This is a genomic window from Steroidobacteraceae bacterium, from assembly GCA_041395505.1.
Classification (GTDB): domain Bacteria; phylum Pseudomonadota; class Gammaproteobacteria; order Steroidobacterales; family Steroidobacteraceae; genus JAWLAG01.
Window position 1 is genome coordinate 289,728 of the sequence record JAWLAG010000001.1, and the last position, 22,328, is coordinate 312,055.

Below are 22,328 nucleotides of genomic sequence, written 5' to 3' on the forward strand. Positions count from 1 at the left end.
GACGCTGACCCGAATTCGCGGCCAGGCGGCCGTTCAATTGCGCAGCGTCAGCGCCACACCTGCGAATCCTACCCCGTCGAGGTTATCGCCGTCACTCATGCCGCCGGTGAGTTCGACTTCCCAGCGCGGCGTCATGGCATAGCGCCACGACACACTGGCACTCTGGGCTTGCGAACCATCGAGCGCATCCTCGACGCCGCCTATGTCGAAGCGCAGTCCGCTGCGGATGAAACTGCGATCGAGCGTCAGCGAATAGCGCCTGTCGACGGTTGCGCTCAGATCGGTCAGGAGCGATCCGATCAGTGCCGCCAGGCGCGGCCTGCTATCGACCTGCGGCGCGCTCAGGGCTTGCTGCAACCGGTCCACCGTACGGCCGAAGTCGTAACTTGTGTAACTTGCGATCGCTGCCCAGTTCCCGCCGATGTAGGTGATGTTGGCGCCGATGCCGGTGCCATCCACCGCCAGGCGGCGCTCGATGAGCGTATTGGCGAGCGTCAACGAAAACGCCACATCGCTGTGCTGGTCCTCGCCGCGCAAACCGAATTCGAAAGCCCCGGCGCGGAAATAGATCTCCGCCGCAGCGGTGCGTGTCTGATAGTCACTTGAATCAGACCAGCTGCGGATCCCGACTCTCGCGCCCAGGCGATCGTTGTGCAAATCCAGCGCCGCCCGCAATGCACGGCCGTGCAGGTCGGCGAAATCGGCCGATGACGTCGTGTGACCTGCGCCCGCCGACATGCTGACGTGCTGGTTCGGGCGAAAGAGCACATCGACATCCGCGCCATAGCTGCCGGAGGCATCGACGAGGCTGGCGACCGTGGCAGAAAAACTGCCCGCCACTGCCCCGCCAGGCAGCAGCAGCGAAGCTGCCAGCACCGCGTGGCATCGTCTCATCGCATCGCTCCCATCAGACAGGCAACGCATGCCTTGCCCTGCGGTTGACTGCAGGTTCTAGAACAATTCCTTGAGGCGAAATTCCGGGTCACCATAATGTAGATAATCCGCCCAGTCCGTCGAGCCGCTGTCCCGCACCGCGCGCCTCGCTGACAGTACCGCCGTGCCGACAGACCCGCCACCCAGCAGCGACTGGTAGAAGGCGGCGCCGAACGCTGTCGCAGCGGCATCCCCGACTGGCCAATAGGTGCCGACATAGCCCGCAACGCCGCCGCGCAGGAACGCCTCGGCAAGGCCGATGTTGCGCTCGACGTGCGCGACGCGCGCCTGCCCGCTGCGGCGCAGTCGGCCGCTTTCGCAGGCATTGAAAACCGTCAACGCCGGAAGTCGCGCCAGGCGCGCGAGATCAGTGCCTGCCAGCAGCCCGTCGCTGCACTCGATGCCACTGCCCCCGGGTCGTGACGCATTGAACCGCGCATGACCCGCGAAATGCAGCACATCGTACTTACCCGAGCGCAGTTCGGCCTGCACGCGGGCGAGGGTTGCCGCGCGGCCGTTGAGATCCGTCACACGACTCTGTGGCAGTTCGGCGAAAATTGCCAGAAGCCGCTGCCGTTCCAGCTCCGCACCCGGCAGGTCCAGGGTCGTGTTGCTGATCAACAGTACGGACAACTCGCCGTCCTGGCGCCGGGCATCGGTGAAGCGGGCCGGCGCCAGGTTGGTTGCGGCGTAGCGTCGGCTCACGCCACCCGCGAGCGCGGGATAGTCGTTGTCGATGAGCATCGCCTCCCAGGGCAGGCCGGCCGTGGAATCGTCGTGCACGACAACCAGGTGATGCCCGCGCTCGCCGCGCAACGCGCCGCTGATGTCACCGGCCAGGCACAGTGAGCGCAGCTTCGCACCCAGTGCTCGCAACTCGCTCGCGCTCAGTTCTCCGCGAGCGAACTGTCGCTGGAGTGCATTGATCGCCGGGCGCTTGACGGACTGGCTCGCGGTAATGATCGCAGCGGCCGTACCGGAAGTGAGTACCGTTGCGCGCCACTGCTCGCCGCCCGCACTGCGCGATTCGCTGTTGACGATCAGGTAGGTTTGCTGCGGCACCGTCGCTCGCGCGCGGCGCTGCGCCTTCACGCGCGGCCCGATTGCCCCGGAGGCAATGACCCGAAGTCCGGGCGCTTCGCCGCTATCGCTGCCGGCCAGCGACTCGGCGGCGCGCATTGCCGCGCGCCGCGCCGCCTGGCCGCGAACACAAATGACGATGCGATCCAGACCGGGATTGACTCCATGATGAGAGAGCACGGCGAGATAGCCGCGCAACTGGGCCGTAACCGACCGCTCCAGGTCGAAGCCCGAACCTGCGCCCCAGGGCACGGTCGCAATCGAGCGCAATCGCGCCTGCGTCGCGAAACGCATCAGGTTGCGCGCCGCGAATTCGATATCACCGTCGGCAAGGTGCGCGAAGGATCCCAACCCCACGATGAAGACATTGCGTGCGTGGGCGAGACCGCGTGGCGCCGGGATCGCCGTGATGCGCCCGGCATCGCCCGGCAGCATGCGTCGTTGTGCGAACTGGCCAATTACGCCGCCAAGGCGCAGGTCAATTGCCGCAACGGCGCCGGACGGTTGCACGTCGGCGAAAATCGCTGCCGCGAGGGCGTCGGCATTGGCGTCGGAGATGTCCTGGCCGCGCACTTCGACAGTGACTGGATGACTGGCTGGTGACGCGGCCGGCCGCAGGATGGCGGCGCGCTGACGCAGCGGCGGCAGATCGGCGAGGTTCTCGATGAACACCCGTCGCTCGTCGCCCGACAAGGCATTCCAGTCGAGCTTGCCCGTGAACATTGCGGCAAGCTGTGAGTCGCTGAGCTCGAGCTGGGGCGCGCGGACGGCGGGCTGTGCACGTGGCAACCGCTCACTGCCGCCATCGCGCAGAATGTCGAGCGTGGTCTGCAGCACATCGTTGTCACGCTGCAGATTGCTGTGGCGACAGCGCGCATAGTAACAATCGGCACCGTGAAGCTCGGCCGAGCGCACGGCGACCGTGCCATCGCCATCGCGCGAGAATCGATAGCGAAATTCGTCGCCGTCGTTCGTGGCCGCCACAACGGTGTCATGGCCATAACCGATGATGCAGCGATAGCGCGCATCGGCTGCCGCCAGCCATTGGGGCAGCTCCTGCGCCTCGCGCAGCAGTTCAGCATTGGGCCGAGGGCCCGTTATCGGCCAGTTGGCGGGGTCGAGGAGCGACGCCCGCTGCGACCCGTCGTCCCGCGGCAGCATGTCATGAAGCCCGGGAAAGCTCGCGAATACGCTCCGTGTCAGGGTTTCCGCGGAATGCCGCAAGTCGAGCATCGCCACCTTGCGCACCACCGGATAGGTGCCACGCAGGGCCTGTGCCGATGCATGAGTGCCAAGGTTCGGGGTACCTAGCAGCACCACATGCCGTACCGCAATTGCAGGATCGAGCCGCAGCGCCGCTCGGGTCACGAGCCCGCCCATGCTGTGGCCAACGATCGCGAGCGGCATGTCGTTCCCGCCGCGCATCGCAGCCGCGAATTCGTGCCCGAGGTCGCGGATGGGGCGGCGCCAGTCGTAATGAAAGAATCGCGGCGCGAAGCCGGCGGCGCTTAGAGTGAGCTTGAGTTTCAGCCCTGCAAACAGCACGACGCCAAGTGCGCGCACAGCGCTGTTCTCCCGCCACGCCAGTGCGGTGAGCCGTCCGATCGCGATGTCGATCGGATCGAGCCACAGCACGTCGTTGGGCAATGGCGCGGGGCGCGGCAAGCCCAGTTGCGTGGCCATCATGCCGGGGACGATCCAGACCGTGCCGCGGCCTGGTCCACGCGTGGCGCTTTTCTGCGCGAGGCCGCGCAGTTCCTCGTACAGCTCGCTGCCGAAGTAGGCGGTCAACTCCCGTTTGCGTTCGCCGCTCGCCAGCAGCCGCTCGGCTTCGACGTCGCTCCACGCCATACGGTCGTATGGCGTGACGTCATAGCCCTGCGGGTCCTGCTGGGTCACTGTGCCGACAGCGGTCTGACCAGCGCCACCGCGTGAATCGTGCCGTTGCTCTCGGTCAGGAGCCGCAGCGGTATGCGTTCGCCGTCGCGCAACGGCCGTGAGAGTCCCATCAGCATGATGTGCAGGCCGCCGGGTGCGAATTGCACGGAGCGGCCCGCAGGCACGACGACCCGCGGTTCTGGACGCATGCGTGTCATGCCGCCGACCACACTGCTGCGATGAATCTGCGCGGACGTTGCGATGGGCACCTCGACCGCCGTCACGACGATGGGTTTGCGGCTGGTGTTGTGCAGTTGCAGGTAGATGACCGCGATCCGGCCGCCGGGCCCGGCGTTGCGCAGCCAGGCATGGTCGACTCTGAGGCCCGCTTCCGCCGTCAACGCCGTTGCGATTGGCGCGACGAGGGCAAGCAGCAGCAACCCGGTTCGAAGGCGACGAGGCATCGCGGCATTATGCCAGAGCCACCCTGGGCATCGATGCGCCTATATAATGAATGTGATTCGCAGGGAGCCAACTATGTCTGCAGCCAGCAACGCGTCGCAGTGGCGCGGCGTCTTTCCAGCCATGACTACGCAGTTTCGCGCGGATCACACGCTCGATCTGGCCGCGACCGCGCGGCACATCGAGGTCATGTTGAAAGCGGGGTCGGCGGGCATTGTGATGCTCGGCTCGCTTGGCGAGAACCTGGCACTCGAAGCCGACGAAAAAATCGCCGTGCTGCGCTGCGCGCTCGAGCAGGCAGGGAGTCGCGTGCCGGTCGTCGCCGGAGTCATAGAGACCACTACGGCGAGTGCCTGCCGCTTTGCCGAACGAGCGCAGCAACTCGGTGTCCAGGGGCTGATGGTCCTGCCGGCCATGGTGTATCGCGCCGATCCGCGCGAGACCATGGCGCATTACCGCGCCGTCGCAGCGGCCAGCGAGCTGCCCATCATCTGCTACAACAATCCCCTGGCTTACCATGTCGATATCACGCCGGCGATGTTTGCCGAGCTCGCCGACGAACCCCGTTTCGTGGCCATCAAGGAGTCCTCGGGCGACGTGCGCCGGGTCACGGACCTCATCTCGCTCACCGGTGAGCGCTACCAGATCTTCTGCGGCGTCGACGACCTCATGCTCGAATCCGTCATGCTGGGCGCGACGGGTTGGATCTCGGGCATGAACCTCGCGTTTCCGGAGGAAGGCCAGCGGCTGTGGGATCTCGCGACGAGCGGCAACTATGCCGCAGCGCGCGAACTGTACCGCTGGTTCACGCCGCTCCTGCACCTCGACACGCCGATCAAGTTCGTGCAGTACATCAAGCTCGCGATCGCCGAAGTCGGACTCGGCGCCGAACACGTGCGGCCGCCGCGGCTGACGCTCGCAGGCACAGAGCGCGAGCAGATCCTCGGCATCATACGGCGCGGCATGGCTGCGCGACCGGTACTGGCACCGCGCAAATGATCGATACAGTCGCGCGCGCGCGCCGGGTTCGGGTCGTCGATTCGCACACGGGCGGCGAGCCAACACGTGTCGTGCTCGCCGGCGGCCCGCAGCTTCGCGGCAGCCTCGCCGAACGGCGCACCGCCCTGCAGACTCATCACGGCAATTTCATTCGCGGTGTCATCACCGAGCCGCGTGGATCCGACGTGCTGGTTGGCGCGCTGTTGTGCGATGCGGCGGATTGTGCGACCGGAGTAATCTATTTCGACAATGCCGGCACGATCGGCATGTGCGGCCATGGCACGATTGGTGTCGTCGCGACTCTCGAGTGGCTTGGACGTATCGAGCCCGGCAAGCACCGCGTCGCCACGCCCGTAGGTGTGGTTGCCGTCGAATTGCACGGCGAGGGCGACGTGTCCGTGCACAATGTACCGGCCTTTCGCTACCGCAAGGACGTGACACTCGATGTGCCGGGCATAGGTGCGGTCGTCGGCGATGTTGCCTGGGGCGGTAACTGGTTCTTCATCATCGACGATCCGCAGGCAGGCATCGGACTCGAATGCGCAGACTACTGGCTCGATCGAACACGCCGTGTGCGTCGCGCACTCGATGCGAGCGGCCTGACCGGCGAGGGTGGCGCGCACATAGACCACGTGCAGATTGCGGGCCCGGCACGGGGCGATGGCAATGACAGTCGCAACTTCGTGTTGTGCCCGGGCGGCGCCTACGATCGCTCGCCCTGCGGTACCGGTACAAGCGCACGCATGGCCTGTCTTCATGCGGATGGGCGGTTGCGTGTGGGGCAGCCCTGGCGGCAGGAGAGCATCACCGGCAGTGTGTTCGCCGGCAGCGTCGAAACCCGCGACGGACAGTTGCTGCCGACCATACGCGGTCGCGCATGGATCACGGCCGACGCCACGCTGGTGTTCGACCCTGGCGATCCGCTGCGTGACGGCATGCCCGGCGGCGGCTGAATGAGCGATTCCACCGTCGTCGTCATCGGTGGCGGCGTCATTGGGCTTTGCATCGCATGGTTTGCGCGCCAGGCCGGGTTCGAGGTGACCGTGCTCGAGCGCAGCACTTCAAATCACAGCGGCTGTTCCCTGGGGAATGCAGGTCAGATCGTTCCGAGTCATTTCGAGCCGCTCAGCTCACCGGTTGCGCTGCGCCTTGCTGTGAGGTCGCTGTTCGACCGGGCAAGTCCGCTTCGCGTCGAACCGCGCCTCGACCCCGCCTGGTTGCGCTTCAGCTGGCATTTTCTGCGCCATGCCACTGCACGTCATGTAGCGCGCAGCGCACCGCTGTTGCGCGATCTTTCGCTGCTCTCTCGCGAGCTTTATACGGAACTCGATCGGCAGTGGCAGGGCGGCTTCGGCTTCGCGCCGAGCGGACTTCTCAGTCTGTGCGAGTCGCAGGGCAGCCTTGAGGCCGAGACCGCAGCCATCGCACATGCCCGCTCGCTTGGCATCGCAGCGGAACCCGTCAGTCGCGCCGACCTCGCGCGCCTCGAGCCGGAGCTGCGCTATCAGGTCGCCGGGGCGGTGTTGTACAGCCAGGACGCCTGCCTCGAGCCCGACCGCTTGCACCAGCAACTCGAGCGGCGCTTGCATGCGGCGGGTGTGCCGGTGCTGCATGAGCATGAGGCCGTGCAATTTCGAGTCGATCGCGGCAACGTGCGCGATGTCATGGTGCGCTCGCCGCAGGGCGAGCAGGCGATGCGCGCCGCCCAGTACGTGATCGCAGCCGGCGCGTTCTCGCCGGCGCTCGCACGGACACTCGGTGCCCGCCTCGTAATCGAGGCGGGCAAGGGTATCAGTGTCACGCTCGACTCGCCGGCCGTGTTGCCCCGGCACCCCGCAATAATGGTCGACTCGAGGGTCGCTGTGACGCCCATGGGCCGACGTCTGCGCTTTGCCGGCACCATGCAATTCGCAGGCCTCGATTCCAGCATCCCGACGGCGAGGCTCGCGCCTATGCTGGCGGCCGTTGCGCGACATGTGCCGGATATCTCTCTCGAAGCGCTGCGCGCAGTGCCTGCATGGGCCGGGCTTCGTCCCTGCACGCCGGATGGCTTGCCGCTGCTCGGTCGCCTGTCGCGCTTCGACAACGTCGTCATCGCTTCCGGCCACGCGATGCTCGGCGTATCGCTCGGCGCCGTGACCGGCAGGTTGGGCGCACAACTGCTCGCGAGGCAGACGCCAGCCATCGCGCTGCAGGCGCTTGATCCCGAGCGTTTCGGGTGAGCCAGACCGGGATCGACGGGTCGTCGTTGCGAGGCAGTGCTGCGCCGGCCCTGTTTGCGTTGCTGGTCGGTGCATTGGCCATTGCATCGTCCGGAATTTTCGTGCGCCTGGCCGATACCGGGCCGATTGCGACCGCATTCTGGCGGGTCGCGATTTCCGTGCCCGTGTTCGGAGTGGTTCTGCTCTGGCAACGACATCGGGCGCGGGATGGCACAACGAATTTCCGCTATGAGCGCGGTTTCCTCTGGTGCGGCCTGGCTCTGGCCGCCGATCTGATCTTCTGGCACTGGGCACTTATCGCAACCAGCATTGCGCTGGCGACGCTCGAGGGCAACATGACGCCGGTTTTCGTCGCGCTCGCTTCATGGTGGATCTACCGGCAACGTCCCGATCCGAAGCTCTGGCTTGCCATCTTGGTTGCCATGTGTGGCCTCGTTCTGCTCGTCCTGCCGCGGCTCGAAGCCGGTCTCGGCAATCTGCGCGGCGACCTGTACGGCGTCATCACGGCAGTCTTCTACGCAGCCTATCTGTTCATCGTCGCCGATCTGCGGCGACGCCACGCGACCGCCGTGTTGATGTTCTGGACGGCGCTCGTCACGGCGGTCCTGCTATTCATTCCGGCCCACATCGAGGGACTGCTGCCGCACAGTGCCCATGGCTGGCGCATGGTCATAGGACTTGCGCTCATGTCGCAGTGTCTGGGGCAGGGACTCATTGCCTATGCGCTGCAGCAATTACCCGCCACCTTCGGCTCCATCGGGCTGTACCTGCAGCCCGTCGCTGCGGCGGCATTCGCCTGGTGGTTCCTTGGCGAGCAGCTGCATCCCGTGCAGTTCGCGGGCGCGGCGGTCGTGTTCGCGGCAATAGCGATCGCCCGGGCAGCCACCCGGGATGCGGCACGTCGCCAGCGCGTTTAAGCTTGTGCGATTCGATCTTGAGGAGTTGGACATGACGAGCGGATACGAGCGCGGCGGCGCAAACGGATATGCAGCATTCAACTGGGCCAGGGCGGGCGCTTTGCTGGTGCTCGGCCTCGGTCTCGCGCAGGTGAGCGTCAGCGATACGGCAACCCCGGCCATGCGATTGCAGGTCGATGCGACCGACATCGATCACCGGATTTATCGTGTGCACGAGACGCTCGCGGTCACACCCGGGCCCATCACCCTGTACTACCCGCAATGGTTGCCCGGCAACCATGCACCCACCGGTCCGATCGACGCGCTTGCGGGCCTCCAGATCGAGGCGGGCGGTGAGCGTATCGCCTGGCAGCGCGATGCAGGCGACATGTACGCATTCCATGTAATCGTCCCGGACGGTGCGAAGCAACTCGACATCGATCTGCAGTTCGTTTCGCCCTTCGATCGCGCCCAGGGCCGCATCGTCATGACTCGCGAGATTTTGAGCGTGCAGTGGGAGAAGATGCTGCTCTATCCAGCGAGTGTCCTGCCGCGCGAACTCACGGTGGCCGCCTCGATCCGTCTGCCTGACGGCTGGCAATACGCGACCGCGCTCGGCAGTGGGGCCGGCGTAGACGGGCAGGTGGAATTCGCGCCGACCTCGCTCGCCACGCTCATCGATTCGCCGCTGTTCGCTGGCGCGCACTTTCGCAGTCTGGAGCTCACCGGCAATTCGCCGCCGGCGCGCCTCAATGTGCTGGCACAGAATCCGCGCGAACTTAACATCGCCGACGGCCAGGTTGGTGCGCATGCCGAGCTGATGCGCCAGGCACGCGAGCTGTTCGGCGGGCAGCACTATCACCACTATGACTTCCTGTTGGCGCTGAGCGATGAATTCAGTGGCATCGGTCTCGAGCATCACCAATCGAGCGAGAACGCCGTCGCGCCGGGCTATTTCATCAACTGGAACGAGCAGCGCATCTCACGCGACCTGCTGCCACACGAACTGGTGCACTCCTGGAACGGCAAGTATCGGCGTCCCGCGGACCTGACGACCGACAACTACAACCAACCGATGGGTAACACGCTGCTTTGGGTTTACGAGGGGCTGACCGAATACTGGGGATTCGTGCTGGCAGCGCGCTCGCAGCTCTGGGACAGGGATTTTGCGCGTGAATCGCTCGCCTGGGTCGCTGCTGTCTATGGCGCCGACCGCCAGGGGCGCAGCTGGCGGCCGCTTGCCGATACGGTCTATCAGCCGATCATGAGCTATGGCGGCGCCGTAAGCTATCCCGACTGGCAGCGCCGGAGTGATTACTATTCCGAAGGCCAGTTACTGTGGCTTGGCATCGACGCGCGCCTGCGCGAGCTCACCAGCGACCGCCGCTCGCTCGATGACTTCGCGCGTCGTTTCTTCGGTGGCGATTCCGTGGACCTCGCGCCGTCGACCTACGAGTTCGCAGATGTCGTGGCCGCACTGGAAGCGATTGCGCCGGGCGACTGGGCGAACTACCTCGGCGAGCGGCTGCATACAAACAGCGCCGATAGGGTGCTCGAGGCACTCAGCCGAAGTGGCTGGCAGCTGAGCTACACGGCGGCTCTGTCGCCTTATATTGCCGAGCGTGAGAATGAGCGCAAGATCGTCGATCTGTATCATTCGATCGGCGTCGTACTGTCCACCAAGAATGCGGAAGTACAGGAGGTGCGCTGGGGCAGCGCCGCATTCGAGGCAGGCCTTGCGCCCGGGATGACGGTCATCGCCGTCGATGAACGCAGCTATACGCCGCAACTCTTGAAGGCCGCTGTCGCGGCCGCGCAGTCCGACGGCGCGGTCATCACGCTGCTCGTGCGGGTGCAGGATCGCTACCGGAGCGTTGCGATAAAATACTCAGATGGTGCCCGCTACCCGCACCTCGTGCCGCTACCTGGAGCGAAAGACCGGCTGGCCGCGATTCTCAAGCCGCGGGCGACGAGAGAGCGCTCAGGCAGGTGAGGCGATGTGGCCTGCACGAGCGCCATCGCGCAATTGCTCTCGGGTTCGTCTTGCCGCAATGATCCCGACAAAACTCTTGATGCGTGCTTCGGACATGAGCGCATTGAGTTCGTCGTTGTAGCGCCTCGCCACTTCGCTTGCATCGATTCCAGTCTGGCCGGCTATGCGCGCAACGAGTTCGTTGGTTGAAGCCGATGGCTCGGTTTCATTGTTGTTGTCCATCACCTATCGATGCTAATCATCGGCAAGGTCACTCGCAACCGCCGCGGCAAGATCCCTGGCCGCAACAAAACTGTAACAATTCCACGGCAGACCTGCGGCCGAGTTCAATCAGCAGGTTAGGTAGATATCCTGACGATTCCGGCACGAGACCATGTTACATTCAAATAACAGTTGCAATTTTCCGCGACTAGACCCTGGGGGCCACGCGACGTGAACTCATCGAGCTCGGCGAGCGGAAATTCCGTACACGATCGCCATGACCAGAGCGGCTATGTCGTCTTCTGCCGCGATGTGCCGCATAGCGCGACGTTGCGCGAGCAGGCGACGGCCGCACATCTGGCCTACATCGAGACGGTACTCGATGAGCTCAATGTTGCCGGGCCGCTCTACGACGAGAGCGGTACGCGTACGGTCGGAAGTGTTTTCTCGCTGCGCACCAAGAGTCTGCAGAAGGCAAGGCAGCTGATCGAAAACGATCCCTACTACAAAGCCGGCGTATTTGCGTCGGTGGAATATTTCCCCCACCTGCCAGCGGCGGGCAAGTACGTCGGCGGAAAGATCTGGTAAGCGTTACCAGCGACTCAATCGACGCGATTGCGACGCTCTCCCCGGGCGAATGCCAGGATGTTTCCGGCGACCTCGTCGATGCAGCGCTGCCTGGCCTCGCGCGCGGCCCAGGCAATGTGCGGCGTGACGATGAGATTCGGGATGTCAGTGGCCAGCAGCGGATCACCATCGACCGGGGGTTCGCTCGGGAGCACGTCGATCGCAGCGCCAGCGAGCGCGCCCGCCCGCAATGCCCCGGCCAGTGCATGGGAGTCGATGAGCGCGCCGCGCGCCGTGTTGACGATGATGGCATCCCGCTTCATCAAGGCCAGTCTCTCCCGATCGAGGAGGTTCCGCGTCTCGTCTGTCAGCGGGCAATGCAGTGTGAGCACGTCTGCTTCGCGCAACAATTGCAGCAGGGGGATGCGACCATCCGCCGCGGGCGCACCGGCGCGGGCCGCGACCAGCACTTGCATGCCGAGTGCTGCCTCGGCGGCGCGCGCCACAGCGCGCCCCAGCGTGCCAAAACCAACAACCCCGAGCTTGCGGCCGCGAAGCTCGCGGATCGGATAGGCGAGCATCGTGAATTGCGGGCTGTCGCGCCAGCGACCACGCGCGACCAGATCGGCATGCTCCCGAAGACCATGCGTCAGAAGCAGCATGGCTCCCAGCACGTGCTGCACGACGGAGGTCGTGCAATAGTCGCGGACGTTGCACACGGCAACACCACGGGCCCTGGCTGCCTCGAGGTCGATGTTGTTCGTGCCGGTCGCGGTAACCGCGATGAGGCGCAGCGCAGGATTCGCCGCGATGAGGTCCCGGTCCATCACCAACTTGTTGGTGATGATCACTTCGCAGCCGGCTATCCGGGGCGCGATCTCCTCGCGGGCGCTGAACTCGTGCACGGTGAGATCGCCAAGAGCGGCGCGCAGTGCGGCAAGGTCGAGATCACCACGACTGACTGTTGCGTAGTCGAGGAACACACCGCGCATTCGACACCTGCCTTGTTATCCTGTCAGTAGAATAAATGAATGCCGACAGGAATCGAACCCGGTCTCACCGATCTGTTGCATCGCATTCGCGCCTGTACCGCCTGCGCGCAACATCTGCCGTTGGGCCCCAGGCCCGTATTACGGGCAGCCAGCGGCGCGCGTCTGCTCATCGTCGGTCAGGCTCCGGGCACACGCGTGCACACGACGGGCATTCCGTGGAACGATCCCAGTGGCGATCGGTTGCGCGAGTGGTTGGCGCTCGATCGCGAAGTGTTCTACGACGAGTCGCGGATCGCCATCATACCGATGGGGTTTTGTTATCCCGGCAAGGGCCGCTCCGGCGACCTGCCGCCGCGTCCCGAGTGCGCGCCGCTCTGGCACGGACCGTTGATGCGTCACTTGCCGAACCTGCGCCTCGCGTTGCTCGTCGGCAGCTTCGCGCAGCGGTATTACCTGCAGGAGCGGCGGGCATCCACGCTCGGTGAAACCGTCCGGCGTTGGCGCGACTACCAGCCGCAGTTCGCGCCGCTGCCTCATCCCTCGCCGCGCAATCGCCGCTGGCTGAAAATCAATGCCTGGTTCGAAACCGACGTCGTACCGCAGTTGCGGCAACGCGTCCAGGAGATCCTGCATGACTGACCATCCGACCCAGCCGCTTCCGGACCAGCGCCATCTCTCCCTCGAGCAGACGCTTGCGCGGGCACGCGATTTTGCCGATGAAATGTCGTTGCGCCGTACCGTGCGCGAATTCTCGGATCGGTCCGTGCCGCGGGAAGTCATCGCTTCGTGCCTGCGTGCCGCTGCAACTGCGCCGAGCGGCGCCAATCAGCAACCCTGGCGCTTCGTCGCGGTCGCTGATGGCGATATCAAGCGGCGGATTCGCGCGGCTGCTGAAGCCGAGGAGCGAGAGTTCTACCAGCATCGCGCGCCACAGGAGTGGCTCGATGCGCTTGCACCGCTTGGCACCGATGCAGACAAACCCTTCCTCGAAGTGGCGCCGTGGCTGATCGCGGTTTTCATCGAGCGTATCGGCCTCGATGCGGAGGGGCGACGCGCGAAGCGCTACTATCCGGACGAGTCCGTCGGCCTCGCGACGGGCATACTCATCGCTGCCCTGCATCATGCCGGCCTCGCGACACTGACCCATACGCCTAGCCCGATGAAATTCCTCAACGAAATTCTCGATCGACCCAAGGACAGGGAACGACCCTTCCTGCTGCTGGTGGCGGGCTATCCCGCGGCGGACTGCCGCGTGCCGCGTATCGAACGACTACCCTTCGACACCATAGCGCAGTTTCGCTAGAGCGCTGGAGTGTCCGCAGCTTCCCCACGCCCGGGAACGATGGCGGGGGGAATCAGCTTGTAAACGACCGGAGTGACGAGTCGGGCCAGCAGGGTCGAGGACAGCAGGCCGCCGATGATCACCCAGGCCATGGGTGAATACAGACCGATGTTCTGTACGGCCAGCACCATCAGGCCACCGATCGCCGTGGCAGAGGTCAGCAGGATGGGCAGGAATCGGATCTCGCCCGCCTGCTCGATGGCATCATCGAGTGCGACACCTCGCTCGCGCAGCTGATTGGTGAAATCGACCAGCAGTATCGAATTCTTGATCTCGATGCCGATCAGCGCGATGAACCCGATGGTGGCCGTGAAAGAGATCGAATTGCCCGTGAGCAGCAACATCAACAGCCCACCGAAGATGCCGAGTGGCACAACGGTGAGCACGATCAGCGTCGACTTGAAGCTGCCGAATTCGAGTACCAGAATCGCGAAAATGCCGAAGATCGCGACGATGATCGCAGTGCCTATGCCGCCGAATGCCTCATCGCCGGCCTCCGACTCGCCACCCAGGACATAGCTGTAGCCGCGAGGCCACCGCATGCTGTCGAGTTTTCGCACCACCTCGGCGGTCACCTTGGCAGTGTTGAAGCCCTTGGCGACCTCGGAGTCGATCGTCACCGAGCGCTGGCGGGCATAGTGCTGGATCGTGATCGGCGCCTTCTCGAATTTCAGGGTCGCCAATTGCGCGAGCGGTAGCAGCTCACCGCTCGCGCTTGGAATGAGCACGTCATTCAGTACTGTCAGGTCGGCGCGCTCGCCGACGGGCGTGCGCAGCATGATCGGATACTGCTCGCCATCGGCATCCTTGAATGTCCCCGCCGGTATGCCGCCGACAGCGAGACGCACCGCGCGGTCGAACTCGACAGTCGCGACGCCGAGCCGGTTGGCCTTGTCGCGGTCGACATCGAGACGCAGGTTGGTGCGCGGCGATCGCAGCGGATTCTTGACGTCGCGCGTCCCCGCTGTGCCCTTGAGCAATGCCTCGACCTGGCCGGCCAAGGTCTCGATCGTGTCGAGATCGTCACCGACCACGCGCACGGCTATCGGTGCGGTTATCGGCGGACCGTTGACGAACTCCTTGACCTTGATGCGCGCCCCTGGATATTCGTCGAGCTGCTCGCGCAACTCATCGAGTTGCTGCGGTGTTCGACGCGTGTCGTATTCCTCGAGCTGTACGAAGAATTCGCCATAGTTTGCAGAGTCGTTGCGAACGATATGGTTGTAGTAGATCTGCGGATTGCCGTGACCGATGTTGGCGAACCAGCTGCGTACACCCGGCAGGTTTTTCAGACGGCTCTCCACGAAGCGCACGGCGGCGTCGGTCTCCGCAAGGCTCGAGCCATTCGGCGTCGTCACTTCGATCTGGAATTGCGGCGTATCGGCTTTCGGGAACAGGCTGGAGCCGAGTACCGGCACCAGCAGGGCCGACAGCAGCAACGATCCGCCGATGGCGACGGCGACGGTTGCCCTGGGGCGCGCCAGGCAGTAGTGCAGGGCGGGCCGATAGTATCGATGAATCACGTTCATGACCCGTTGCAGGAGCGCATTGCCCTTGGCATCTTCGTGCGCGGCAAGAACGCGACTCGCCAGGAATGGAATGATCAACAGCGAGATCAGGAGCGAACCGACTATGGTTGCGATGACCGTGGTCGGTAGCACCCGTATGAACGTGCCGGCGTTACCAGGCAGGGCCATTAATGGAATGAACGCGAATATCAAGGTCGCGGTGCAACCGAGTATTGCAACGAAAATCTGCCGCGTACCCGCCAGTGCGGCTTCGATCCGCGAGCCGCCAGCGCGCAAATGCCGGGCAATGTTCTCGACCACGACGATGGAATCATCGACCAGCAGACCGAGGGCGACGACGAAACCGGCGATGGACAGCTGGTTCAATGAATAATTCATGAAATAGAGTGCTGCAACGCCGAAGGCGAGCGAGAGCGGAATGGAGAACATGACGATTCCGGCGGCACGCAGTCCGAGTGGCAGCAGCGTCAGCAGCACGAGCGCGATCGCAATGGAAAAGTCGGTGTACAGGCGGTCGAGCCGGTGGGTCACATTGCGCGCCTGATCGAAGCCCTGTTGCAGGCTGATTCGCTTCGGGAGCGTCTTCTGGTAGGAATCGAGCGCCACACGCAGGCGTTCGCGCACGTCCAGAATGTTCGTGTTGTCCTTCTGGTTCGCGGTTACGAATACCGCGCGATGGCCATTGAATCGCCCGATATAGCGATGCGGCTCGTTGTCCCAGCGCACTGTGGCCACGTCGGCGATGCGAATCAACTGGCCCTTGCGCGAAGCAACCACGGTGTCTGCGACCTCGCTTGCCGAGGTGTAGCTGCCCGATGTCTTGAGACTGAAGCTGCGCGGACCGAGATCGACGAAGCCGCCGGGAATATTGGCATTCTCGCTCTCGACGGCGCGTGCGACATCCGCGGCCGTTACGCGCAGCTCCTTCATTCGCTCGACATCGAGCTCGATCCTGAGCTCGCGACGCGGGATCGCCCAGCTCTCGGCCGTGCGTATGCCATCGACCTGCTTTAGCGCGTCCTTGAGGGTACGCGCATAGTGCTCGAGTTCGTTGTACGGCGCGTCCTGCGAGACGAGCGCAAACTGCACCGTATTGACCAGGCTGGGTCCGACCTTGCGAATCTCGAGTAATTGGATTTCCTGCGGCAGATCCGGTCGCAGCGCATTGATCTCGCGGGTGACGTCGTTGTAGATCTCGTCGTGATCGCTCCCGGCCTTGAACTCGACTGCGGTGAATGCGACGCCGTCGGTGATGGTCGTCTCGAGCCGCCGGACATTGTCGAGTTCGGCGATGCGATCCTCGATGGGTTTGGCAACCAGCCGCTCGAGGTCCTGCGGATCGGCGCCCTGGTAGATCGTCGTAATGAAAAACAGCGGCAGCTTGAAGGAGGGATCCTCTTCGCGCGCGATGCTGCGAAAAGCGAATACGCCGACCGCGACCAGGCAGAGGAATGCGACCAGCGTGAACTGGTAGCGGCGGACCGGAAAATCGAGCATGCCCATGCTGGCTCCGGTTGTCAGCTGCGTTCGCCGGACAGGGGAATTTGCGCTTCGCTCTGGGCCGGTGCGACTACGTCGACGATCTCGATTTTCTCGCCATCGTCCAGGAACAGCGCCCCTTCGGTGACGACCGCTGTGTTCGCCGGAAGGCCGTCGCGCAGCGCCACGGCGTCGTTTGTGAAGAACCCGACATCGACATCCTTGCGACGGGCATGATCGCCATCGACTACGAATACGCTGGCACGCCGCCCGACACCTTCGACCACCGCCGCGATCGGGACATAGACCAGCTGGCGCTCCCGCGAAGTCGCCGGATAGATCCGCAATGTCGCCACCAGGCCGCTCGCGAGTCGTACCGGCGCCGCATCCACGGTGACCTCGACGTTGAACAGGCCGCTCGCAGGGTCCGCGGCGCCCGCGATCTCGCTCACCGTGCCCGGCAGAGCCCGGTCGTGATAGGCGTCGATACGCACTTCGGCCGGGTCGCCGATCTTCAGCTGCAGGACGTCGCGGTCCGCGAGCGCTGCCTTGACCACGTAACCGCGCGTGCGCGCTCCGAACAGCAGCACCGGCGCGCCTGGCTGGACGAGTTCACGCTCCTCGATGAGTTTGCGAAGTACGATGCCGTCATCGGGCGCGGTAATGACGGCGTAGCCGCGGTTGAATTGCGCGGCCTTCAACTGCGCACGTGCAACAGTCTGCTGGGTACGCAGCGCTTCGAGCTGATCGAGTGCAATGACCTGGTCGGCATACAGGCGTTCGCCGCGCGCGAGGTCGCGCGCCGCCTTGTCAGCGAGCGCACGTGCCTGGGTGACCTGGGCGTTGATTTCCGTCAGCTCAATCTGCGCAAGTGGCGCTCCCTTGCGCACCGAGGCCCCCTCGTCGTACTCGAAACGGCTCAGTATCCCGGCGACCTTGAACGACAGCTTCATTTCGTCGCGATTGACGATCGCACCATTGCTCTCGATGGGCGGGGCCGCTGGTCCGAGGTAGGCCTTGGCGCTGCGAACGCGCGTTGCCTCAGCCGGCGCATTGGCGGTGCCCGAGCCGCAGCCGGACAGCACCAGGATCGAAGCTGCAGCGAGCGTCGCTGCAATCGAGGTCGAAGCAAGCGGGAAAGTTGGCTTCATCATGTGGAGTCCCTAGGGCGTGCCCTGCCCGGCATCCGCAGTGGCATAGTCGAGATCGGCCTGGCGGGCGATTACATCGAAACGTGTCGCCGCGCGGTTGAGCTGCGCGCCGGTCAGGGCATTGCGAGCATCGATGAACTCAACGAGGCTCGAGACGCCTTCGTCGCGCTTTCGGCTCGCGATGACGAACGCAGCTTCGGCAGCGTCGACGCGAGCCTCGGCGGTTTGCAGCGAATCGTAGGCGGTGCGCAGTTCATCGACAGCCTGCTGCACCTCGAGTGCAATGCTTTGTTCGAGTTCGCTGCGCGCAAGCGCCGCCCTGCGCTCGACTGCGCGTGCCTGCGTGACGGCCGCGCGGCGTGCGCCACCATCGAACAACGACCAATTGAGCAGGAGCGAGGCAATCGCGAAATTCCTGCCGCTGCCGAACTCGTATCGTTCGCCCTGGGTGCCCGCGTCGATGCCAAGCGACAGCGTGGGCCAGCGTGCGGCACGCGCTGCCGTCACGGCCTCGGCGGCGGCGGCCCTGCGCTTGTCGAGCTCCGTCAATTCGGGCCGCCGCTGCAGTGCCAGCTCCCGCAAAACGCCGAGATCCTGGTGCACGCGCTGCAGGCTCGCGTCGATGCCGGCGGCCTCGAGCTCGGTGTCGAGCGAACGGTTGAGGAGGAAGTTGACGTAGCTGCGCGCCTGCTGCTTGCGATTACGCGCTTCGCGCAATTGCTGCTCGACCGCCAGGACTTCCGCCCTGGCGCGCAGGACCCGATCGCGCGTGGTCTTGCCATTGGCGTGCAGCGATTCGTTGACGCGCAGGTTCTCCTGCAGGAGCTCCCGCGAGGCGGCGACGATCGCCGCCGCTTCGCCCGCGCGCAGCCAGTCCGTGTAAGCGACGGTGATATCCCGCGTGAGCCGGTAGGCGAGCGCCTGCCTGGCGGCGCGGGCGGATGCGACGCCCGCGCGGCCTGCGCGCAGGTTGGCACGCAGCGCGGGTGCGAACAGCGGCTGGCGCAGGGTGACACGCGTGTCCTGCTCGCGCTCGCGCAGGAAACCAAATGACTGGTCGCTGACCGGCGCAAATGGTGCTGGCTGTCCCTGCTGGGTCAGCAGATCGTTGAGCGTGGCGTAGACGGGGTTCAACAACTGGCCGAGCGGGAAGTTGATCTGCCGGCCGCCCTCGGCGCGGGAGTAGCGCGCCTCCAGCGCAAGTTCCGGCCAGTAACGTGCCCGCGCCGCATCGAGTACGGCGATGCTGCGCTCGAGTTCGACGTCGGCTGACCGCAATGCCAGGTTCGAGGCCAGCCCGATGGCGACGTAGTCGTCGACGACCTGGCGGATGTCGCGTGGCTCGGCGACGGCAAGACGCGATGCGAACATGAGCAACAGGGCGACAAGCCAGGATAGCGCGTGACAGTACCTCGGCATGGCGGGTCACACAGGCCGTGCCGCTATGCTGCGGCCGGCCAGTTCGATTGCGGCATCGAGTACCTGCTCGCCGCTGAATCCATGGTGGGCAAGTACGGCCGCCTTGTTCGTTGCGAGCACGATGTTGCCGTGCAGGAATCCCCACAGATTGGTTGCGACGAGGCCGGCATCAGGCAGGTCGGAGCGCAAGGAGCCATCGGCCATGCCGGCGTTGATGGCGGACACCAGCTCCGCCTGCACGCGATCGCCGGCCGCGAAACAGGCAAGCGCGTTGTCCTGCGGCTCGGCGCATTGTTGCGCCTCGAAATGCGCCAGCGCATCGAACTCGACACGCTGTTCACGCCAGAACGCGACATAGGCGCGGCCGCAGGCCATGACCTGCGCGTAGCCCGTGCCGCCCGCCCGCACGGCCGCGGCGAAACGCCGGTGCAGCGACAACAGTGCCTTTTCCGCGAGCGCGGACATCAGGTCGTTCCGGTCCTTGAAATAGACATAGAGCAGGGCGCGCGACAAACGCGCACCGGCCGCGACCCGCTCCATGGTGAGAGCCGCAAAGCCCGACTCGCCAGCGATGCGCTCGGCCGCTTCGAGTATTTCCCTGCGGCGGCGCTCTTTTTCCTCCTCGCGGCGATCGGCCAGGTCGTTCATGCGACCATCCTATGCTCTCATTGACACTGTGTCAAAGTTTATACATTTGTCTAGTTTCAAAAAGAAGGTACAAATCGCAGCGACAAGCGCCGTTATAGATGAGAATGATTATTATTTAACCTATGACTCAAACACGCGCACTCGATGAACTCACCGTGGGCGAAACAGCCCTCGTGCACGACGTACTCGAACCGGACAGCGGCGATTCCGAATACCGGCAGATTGCCCGCCGCCTCGGAGAGCTCGGCTTCGTGCCGGGCGCTGCGCTCGAAGTGATCTCCATCATGAAGCCGGGCGGTGACCCCATCGCCGTGCGTGTCGGCGCGACGCTATTCGCCCTGCGCCGGCGCGAAGCGCAGCTCGTGCTCACCTCGACGCAACCGCAGGCGCAGTGACGCCATGGACGCTCAGGTAAAAGCGTTGCGCGTTGCACTCGTAGGCGTACCCAACTGCGGCAAGACGGCCTTGTTCAATCGACTGACCGGCGGGCGGCAGAAGGTTGCCAACTATCCGGGCGTGACGGTCGAGCGCAAGGAAGGCCGGCTGCAGGGCGACACTGGTCGCGTCGTGCGCATTCTCGACCTGCCCGGAACCTACAGCCTGAACGCCGCGACACTCGATGAGGCCATCGCGCGCGATGTCATTTTGGGACGCCATGCCAACGAGCCGCGGCCGGACCTCATCGTCTGCGTGCTCGATGCAACCAATCTTGCGCTGGGCATGCGACTGCTCCTCGAGATGCGCAATCTCAGGATTCCCTTGGTTGTCGCGCTGAACCGCATCGACGTCGCCGAGGCGCGCCACTACCAGCTCGACCGCGGGCGCCTGCAGGCGCAACTGAACTTGCCGGTTTTCGCGACCGTCGCCACTCGCCGTGGCGGCGCCGACGACCTTATCGCCGCGTTGACTGCGTGGGCCTCACCGGAGGCAGATCCTGCGAGTCTCGAGTGGGTATCGCCGGACGCTGCGACGTTGAGCGCAACCCACGCGGAAGTGGCTCGCATACTCGCCGCAAGTGGCTACCGTCCGCCCCTGCGACAGCGCTTTGCCGCTGCCGCGGACGCCGTCGTAATGCACCCGATCTGGGGCATGCTGGTGCTCGGCGTCGTGCTGTTCCTGATGTTCCAGGCGGTGTTCAGCTGGGCCGCCTGGCCGATGGCGTTGATCGACACGGCGGTCGGATGGCTGAGCGATCGCGTCGACGGTTTGCTGGCGCCAGGTCTGCTGCACAGTTTGCTCGTCGACGGCATCATCGCAGGCGTCGGTGAGGTAATCATATTCCTGCCGCAGATCCTGATCCTGTTCCTTTTCATTCTCGTGCTCGAAGACTGTGGTTACCTGCCGCGGGCAGCTTTCCTGCTCGATCGGGTGATGAGTTCCGTCGGTCTCACCGGACGAGCCTTCATTCCGCTCCTGTCGTCCTTCGCCTGCGCCATTCCGGGCATCATGGCGACCCGCACCATACCAACGATGCGCGATCGACTGGCGACCATCATGATCGCGCCGCTGATGACCTGTTCCGCGCGCCTGCCCGTGTACGCATTGCTGATCGGCGCATTCATTCCGCACCAGCGTGTCGGGCTGCTGAATCTGCAGGGACTGGTGTTGTTCGCGCTCTATCTCTTCGGGGTCGCTGGTGCGATGCTGGTGGCGCTCGTGCTTAAGAAAACCATGAATCGCAACTTCTACAGCCCGCTCATGATGGAGCTGCCGAGTTACCAGTGGCCCAACCTGCAGGGCCTGGTACTCGGGCTGATCGAACGCGCCCGGATCTTTCTGCGCCGGGTTGGCGGCATCATCCTGTCGTTGATGATCATACTATGGTTCCTGTCGACCTATCCGGCACCGCCTGCCGGCGCGAGCGGACCGGCGATCAAGTACAGCTTTGCCGGCATGTTGGGCAGAGCGCTCGAAGTCGTGCTCGCGCCCATCGGCTTCAACTGGCAGATCTCGCTCGCACTGGTGCCGGGCCTCGCGGCGCGCGAGGTCACTGTCGGGGCACTCGGAACGGTCTATGCCATGTCGGGTTCCGACGAGAGCGTTGCCGCGGCGCTCGGCGGCAGTATCTCGGGCAGCTGGCCGCTCGCAACGGCGCTGTCCCTGCTCGCCTGGTTCGTCTTCGCCCCGCAGTGCCTGTCGACGCTTGCCGTCGTACGCCGCGAAACCAACACCTGGCGCTATCCTTTGATCATGGCGGCCTACCTGTTTGCCATGGCGTGGATCGCAGCCTTCATAACCTATCGGCTGACGCTGAGCCTGGGCTGAGGAATCATGTTGTTGCAACGTCTCATTGTTGCGGTGCTGGTCGTTCTGGCCACACTTTATGTATTGCGTGCGCTCCTGTCGCGACGCGCGAAGCTGCGGTTGCTGCGAAGCGCCGACAGGCATGCCGGGCAATCCGCGGCCGCACAAGCCCTGCGCCGCCGAGTCATCAAACCCGCCGCGGACAAGCTCGCAGGCGCGAGTGCGGCTGGCTGCGACGATTGTCCCGCCGCGGGCCCGGCGCCGGTACAGAACAAACGCCAGGAACATTGACG

At 64.6% G+C, this 22,328-nt stretch carries 20 protein-coding genes; 11 read left to right on the forward strand and 9 right to left on the reverse strand.

Annotated elements, in window-relative coordinates; all coding sequences use genetic code 11:
- Positions 1 to 33: 33 nt before the first annotated feature.
- The 3 genes from R3E77_01310 to R3E77_01320 are packed head-to-tail and all read right to left on the reverse strand — an operon-like array spanning position 34 to position 4,355.
- Positions 34 to 894 (reverse strand): hypothetical protein, encoded by an 861-nt coding sequence (locus R3E77_01310; protein ID MEZ5498045.1) that lies wholly within the window; start codon positions 892 to 894, stop codon positions 34 to 36.
- Between the two features lie 57 nt (positions 895 to 951).
- The gene (locus R3E77_01315; protein MEZ5498046.1) at positions 952 to 3,912 is read right to left on the reverse strand and encodes a CHAT domain-containing protein; all 2,961 of its coding nucleotides are present in this window, start codon (positions 3,910 to 3,912) and stop codon (positions 952 to 954) included.
- Positions 3,909 to 4,355 (reverse strand): copper chaperone PCu(A)C, encoded by a 447-nt coding sequence (locus R3E77_01320; protein ID MEZ5498047.1) that lies wholly within the window; start codon positions 4,353 to 4,355, stop codon positions 3,909 to 3,911. The genes R3E77_01315 and R3E77_01320 overlap by 4 nt, the downstream gene beginning before the upstream one ends.
- A 73-nt stretch (positions 4,356 to 4,428) precedes the next feature.
- Here R3E77_01320 and R3E77_01325 point away from each other — a divergent pair, with 73 nt between their 5' ends.
- Genes R3E77_01325 through R3E77_01345 form a run of 5 tightly spaced genes read left to right on the forward strand, consistent with a single transcriptional unit; the run spans position 4,429 to position 10,463 of the window.
- On the forward strand, positions 4,429 to 5,352 hold the full coding sequence (locus R3E77_01325; protein MEZ5498048.1) for a dihydrodipicolinate synthase family protein: 924 nt from the start codon (positions 4,429 to 4,431) through the stop codon (positions 5,350 to 5,352).
- The gene (locus R3E77_01330; GenBank protein ID MEZ5498049.1) at positions 5,349 to 6,305 is read left to right on the forward strand and encodes a proline racemase family protein; all 957 of its coding nucleotides are present in this window, start codon (positions 5,349 to 5,351) and stop codon (positions 6,303 to 6,305) included. The genes R3E77_01325 and R3E77_01330 overlap by 4 nt, the downstream gene beginning before the upstream one ends.
- Positions 6,306 to 7,574 carry an FAD-dependent oxidoreductase gene (locus R3E77_01335; protein ID MEZ5498050.1) on the forward strand — a complete coding sequence of 423 codons (1,269 nt, stop codon included), beginning with the start codon at positions 6,306 to 6,308 and terminating at the stop codon, positions 7,572 to 7,574.
- Complete coding sequence (locus R3E77_01340; GenBank protein ID MEZ5498051.1) at positions 7,571 to 8,491, forward strand: DMT family transporter; 921 nt, start codon at positions 7,571 to 7,573, stop codon at positions 8,489 to 8,491. Before R3E77_01335 ends, R3E77_01340 begins: the two co-directional genes overlap by 4 nt.
- Before the next feature lie 31 nt (positions 8,492 to 8,522).
- On the forward strand, positions 8,523 to 10,463 hold the full coding sequence (locus tag R3E77_01345; GenBank protein ID MEZ5498052.1) for a hypothetical protein: 1,941 nt from the start codon (positions 8,523 to 8,525) through the stop codon (positions 10,461 to 10,463).
- Here R3E77_01345 and R3E77_01350 read toward each other — a convergent pair.
- Complete coding sequence (locus R3E77_01350; protein MEZ5498053.1) at positions 10,452 to 10,685, reverse strand: DUF3562 domain-containing protein; 234 nt, start codon at positions 10,683 to 10,685, stop codon at positions 10,452 to 10,454. The two genes, R3E77_01345 and R3E77_01350, sit on opposite strands and share 12 nt — an antisense overlap.
- Positions 10,686 to 10,895: 210 nt before the next feature.
- Between R3E77_01350 and R3E77_01355 the strand changes: the two genes are divergently transcribed.
- A complete protein-coding gene (locus R3E77_01355) occupies positions 10,896 to 11,252 on the forward strand; it encodes a YciI family protein (protein MEZ5498054.1) in 357 nt (118 codons plus the stop codon).
- Positions 11,253 to 11,266: 14 nt separating this feature from the next.
- Here the strand turns inward: R3E77_01355 and R3E77_01360 are convergent, their stop codons facing one another.
- Entirely contained in the window at positions 11,267 to 12,223 is a 957-nt protein-coding gene (locus R3E77_01360) for an NAD(P)-dependent oxidoreductase (GenBank protein ID MEZ5498055.1), read from the reverse strand.
- Positions 12,224 to 12,262: 39 nt separating this feature from the next.
- On the opposite strand from R3E77_01360, the gene R3E77_01365 reads away from it, so the two are divergent.
- Entirely contained in the window at positions 12,263 to 12,862 is a 600-nt protein-coding gene (locus R3E77_01365) for a uracil-DNA glycosylase family protein (GenBank protein MEZ5498056.1), read from the forward strand.
- Positions 12,855 to 13,526, forward strand: coding sequence for a nitroreductase family protein (locus tag R3E77_01370; GenBank protein MEZ5498057.1), 672 nt, complete (start codon positions 12,855 to 12,857; stop codon positions 13,524 to 13,526). Before R3E77_01365 ends, R3E77_01370 begins: the two co-directional genes overlap by 8 nt.
- Here the strand turns inward: R3E77_01370 and R3E77_01375 are convergent.
- Genes R3E77_01375 through R3E77_01390 form a run of 4 tightly spaced genes read right to left on the reverse strand, consistent with a single transcriptional unit; the run spans position 13,523 to position 19,791 of the window.
- The gene (locus R3E77_01375; protein MEZ5498058.1) at positions 13,523 to 16,597 is read right to left on the reverse strand and encodes an efflux RND transporter permease subunit; all 3,075 of its coding nucleotides are present in this window, start codon (positions 16,595 to 16,597) and stop codon (positions 13,523 to 13,525) included. The two genes, R3E77_01370 and R3E77_01375, sit on opposite strands and share 4 nt — an antisense overlap.
- A gap of 14 nt (positions 16,598 to 16,611) precedes the next feature.
- Positions 16,612 to 17,727, reverse strand: a complete 1,116-nt coding sequence (locus tag R3E77_01380; GenBank protein MEZ5498059.1) for an efflux RND transporter periplasmic adaptor subunit — start codon at positions 17,725 to 17,727, stop codon at positions 16,612 to 16,614.
- 9 nt (positions 17,728 to 17,736) lie between these two features.
- Positions 17,737 to 19,095: a TolC family protein gene (locus tag R3E77_01385; GenBank protein ID MEZ5498060.1), complete on the reverse strand. Its 1,359-nt coding sequence runs from the start codon at positions 19,093 to 19,095 to the stop codon at positions 17,737 to 17,739.
- A gap of 54 nt (positions 19,096 to 19,149) precedes the next feature.
- Positions 19,150 to 19,791 (reverse strand): helix-turn-helix domain-containing protein, encoded by a 642-nt coding sequence (locus R3E77_01390; GenBank protein ID MEZ5498061.1) that lies wholly within the window; start codon positions 19,789 to 19,791, stop codon positions 19,150 to 19,152.
- Positions 19,792 to 19,913: 122 nt separating this feature from the next.
- Between R3E77_01390 and R3E77_01395 the strand changes: the two genes are divergently transcribed.
- Genes R3E77_01395 through R3E77_01405 form a run of 3 tightly spaced genes read left to right on the forward strand, consistent with a single transcriptional unit; the run spans position 19,914 to position 22,326 of the window.
- Entirely contained in the window at positions 19,914 to 20,186 is a 273-nt protein-coding gene (locus tag R3E77_01395) for a FeoA family protein (GenBank protein ID MEZ5498062.1), read from the forward strand.
- Between the two features lie 4 nt (positions 20,187 to 20,190).
- On the forward strand, positions 20,191 to 22,056 hold the full coding sequence (locus R3E77_01400) for a ferrous iron transporter B (GenBank protein ID MEZ5498063.1): 1,866 nt from the start codon (positions 20,191 to 20,193) through the stop codon (positions 22,054 to 22,056).
- A 12-nt stretch (positions 22,057 to 22,068) separates the two neighbouring features.
- Complete coding sequence (locus R3E77_01405) at positions 22,069 to 22,326, forward strand: hypothetical protein (GenBank protein ID MEZ5498064.1); 258 nt, start codon at positions 22,069 to 22,071, stop codon at positions 22,324 to 22,326.
- The last annotated feature ends 2 nt before the right edge of the window (positions 22,327 to 22,328 follow it).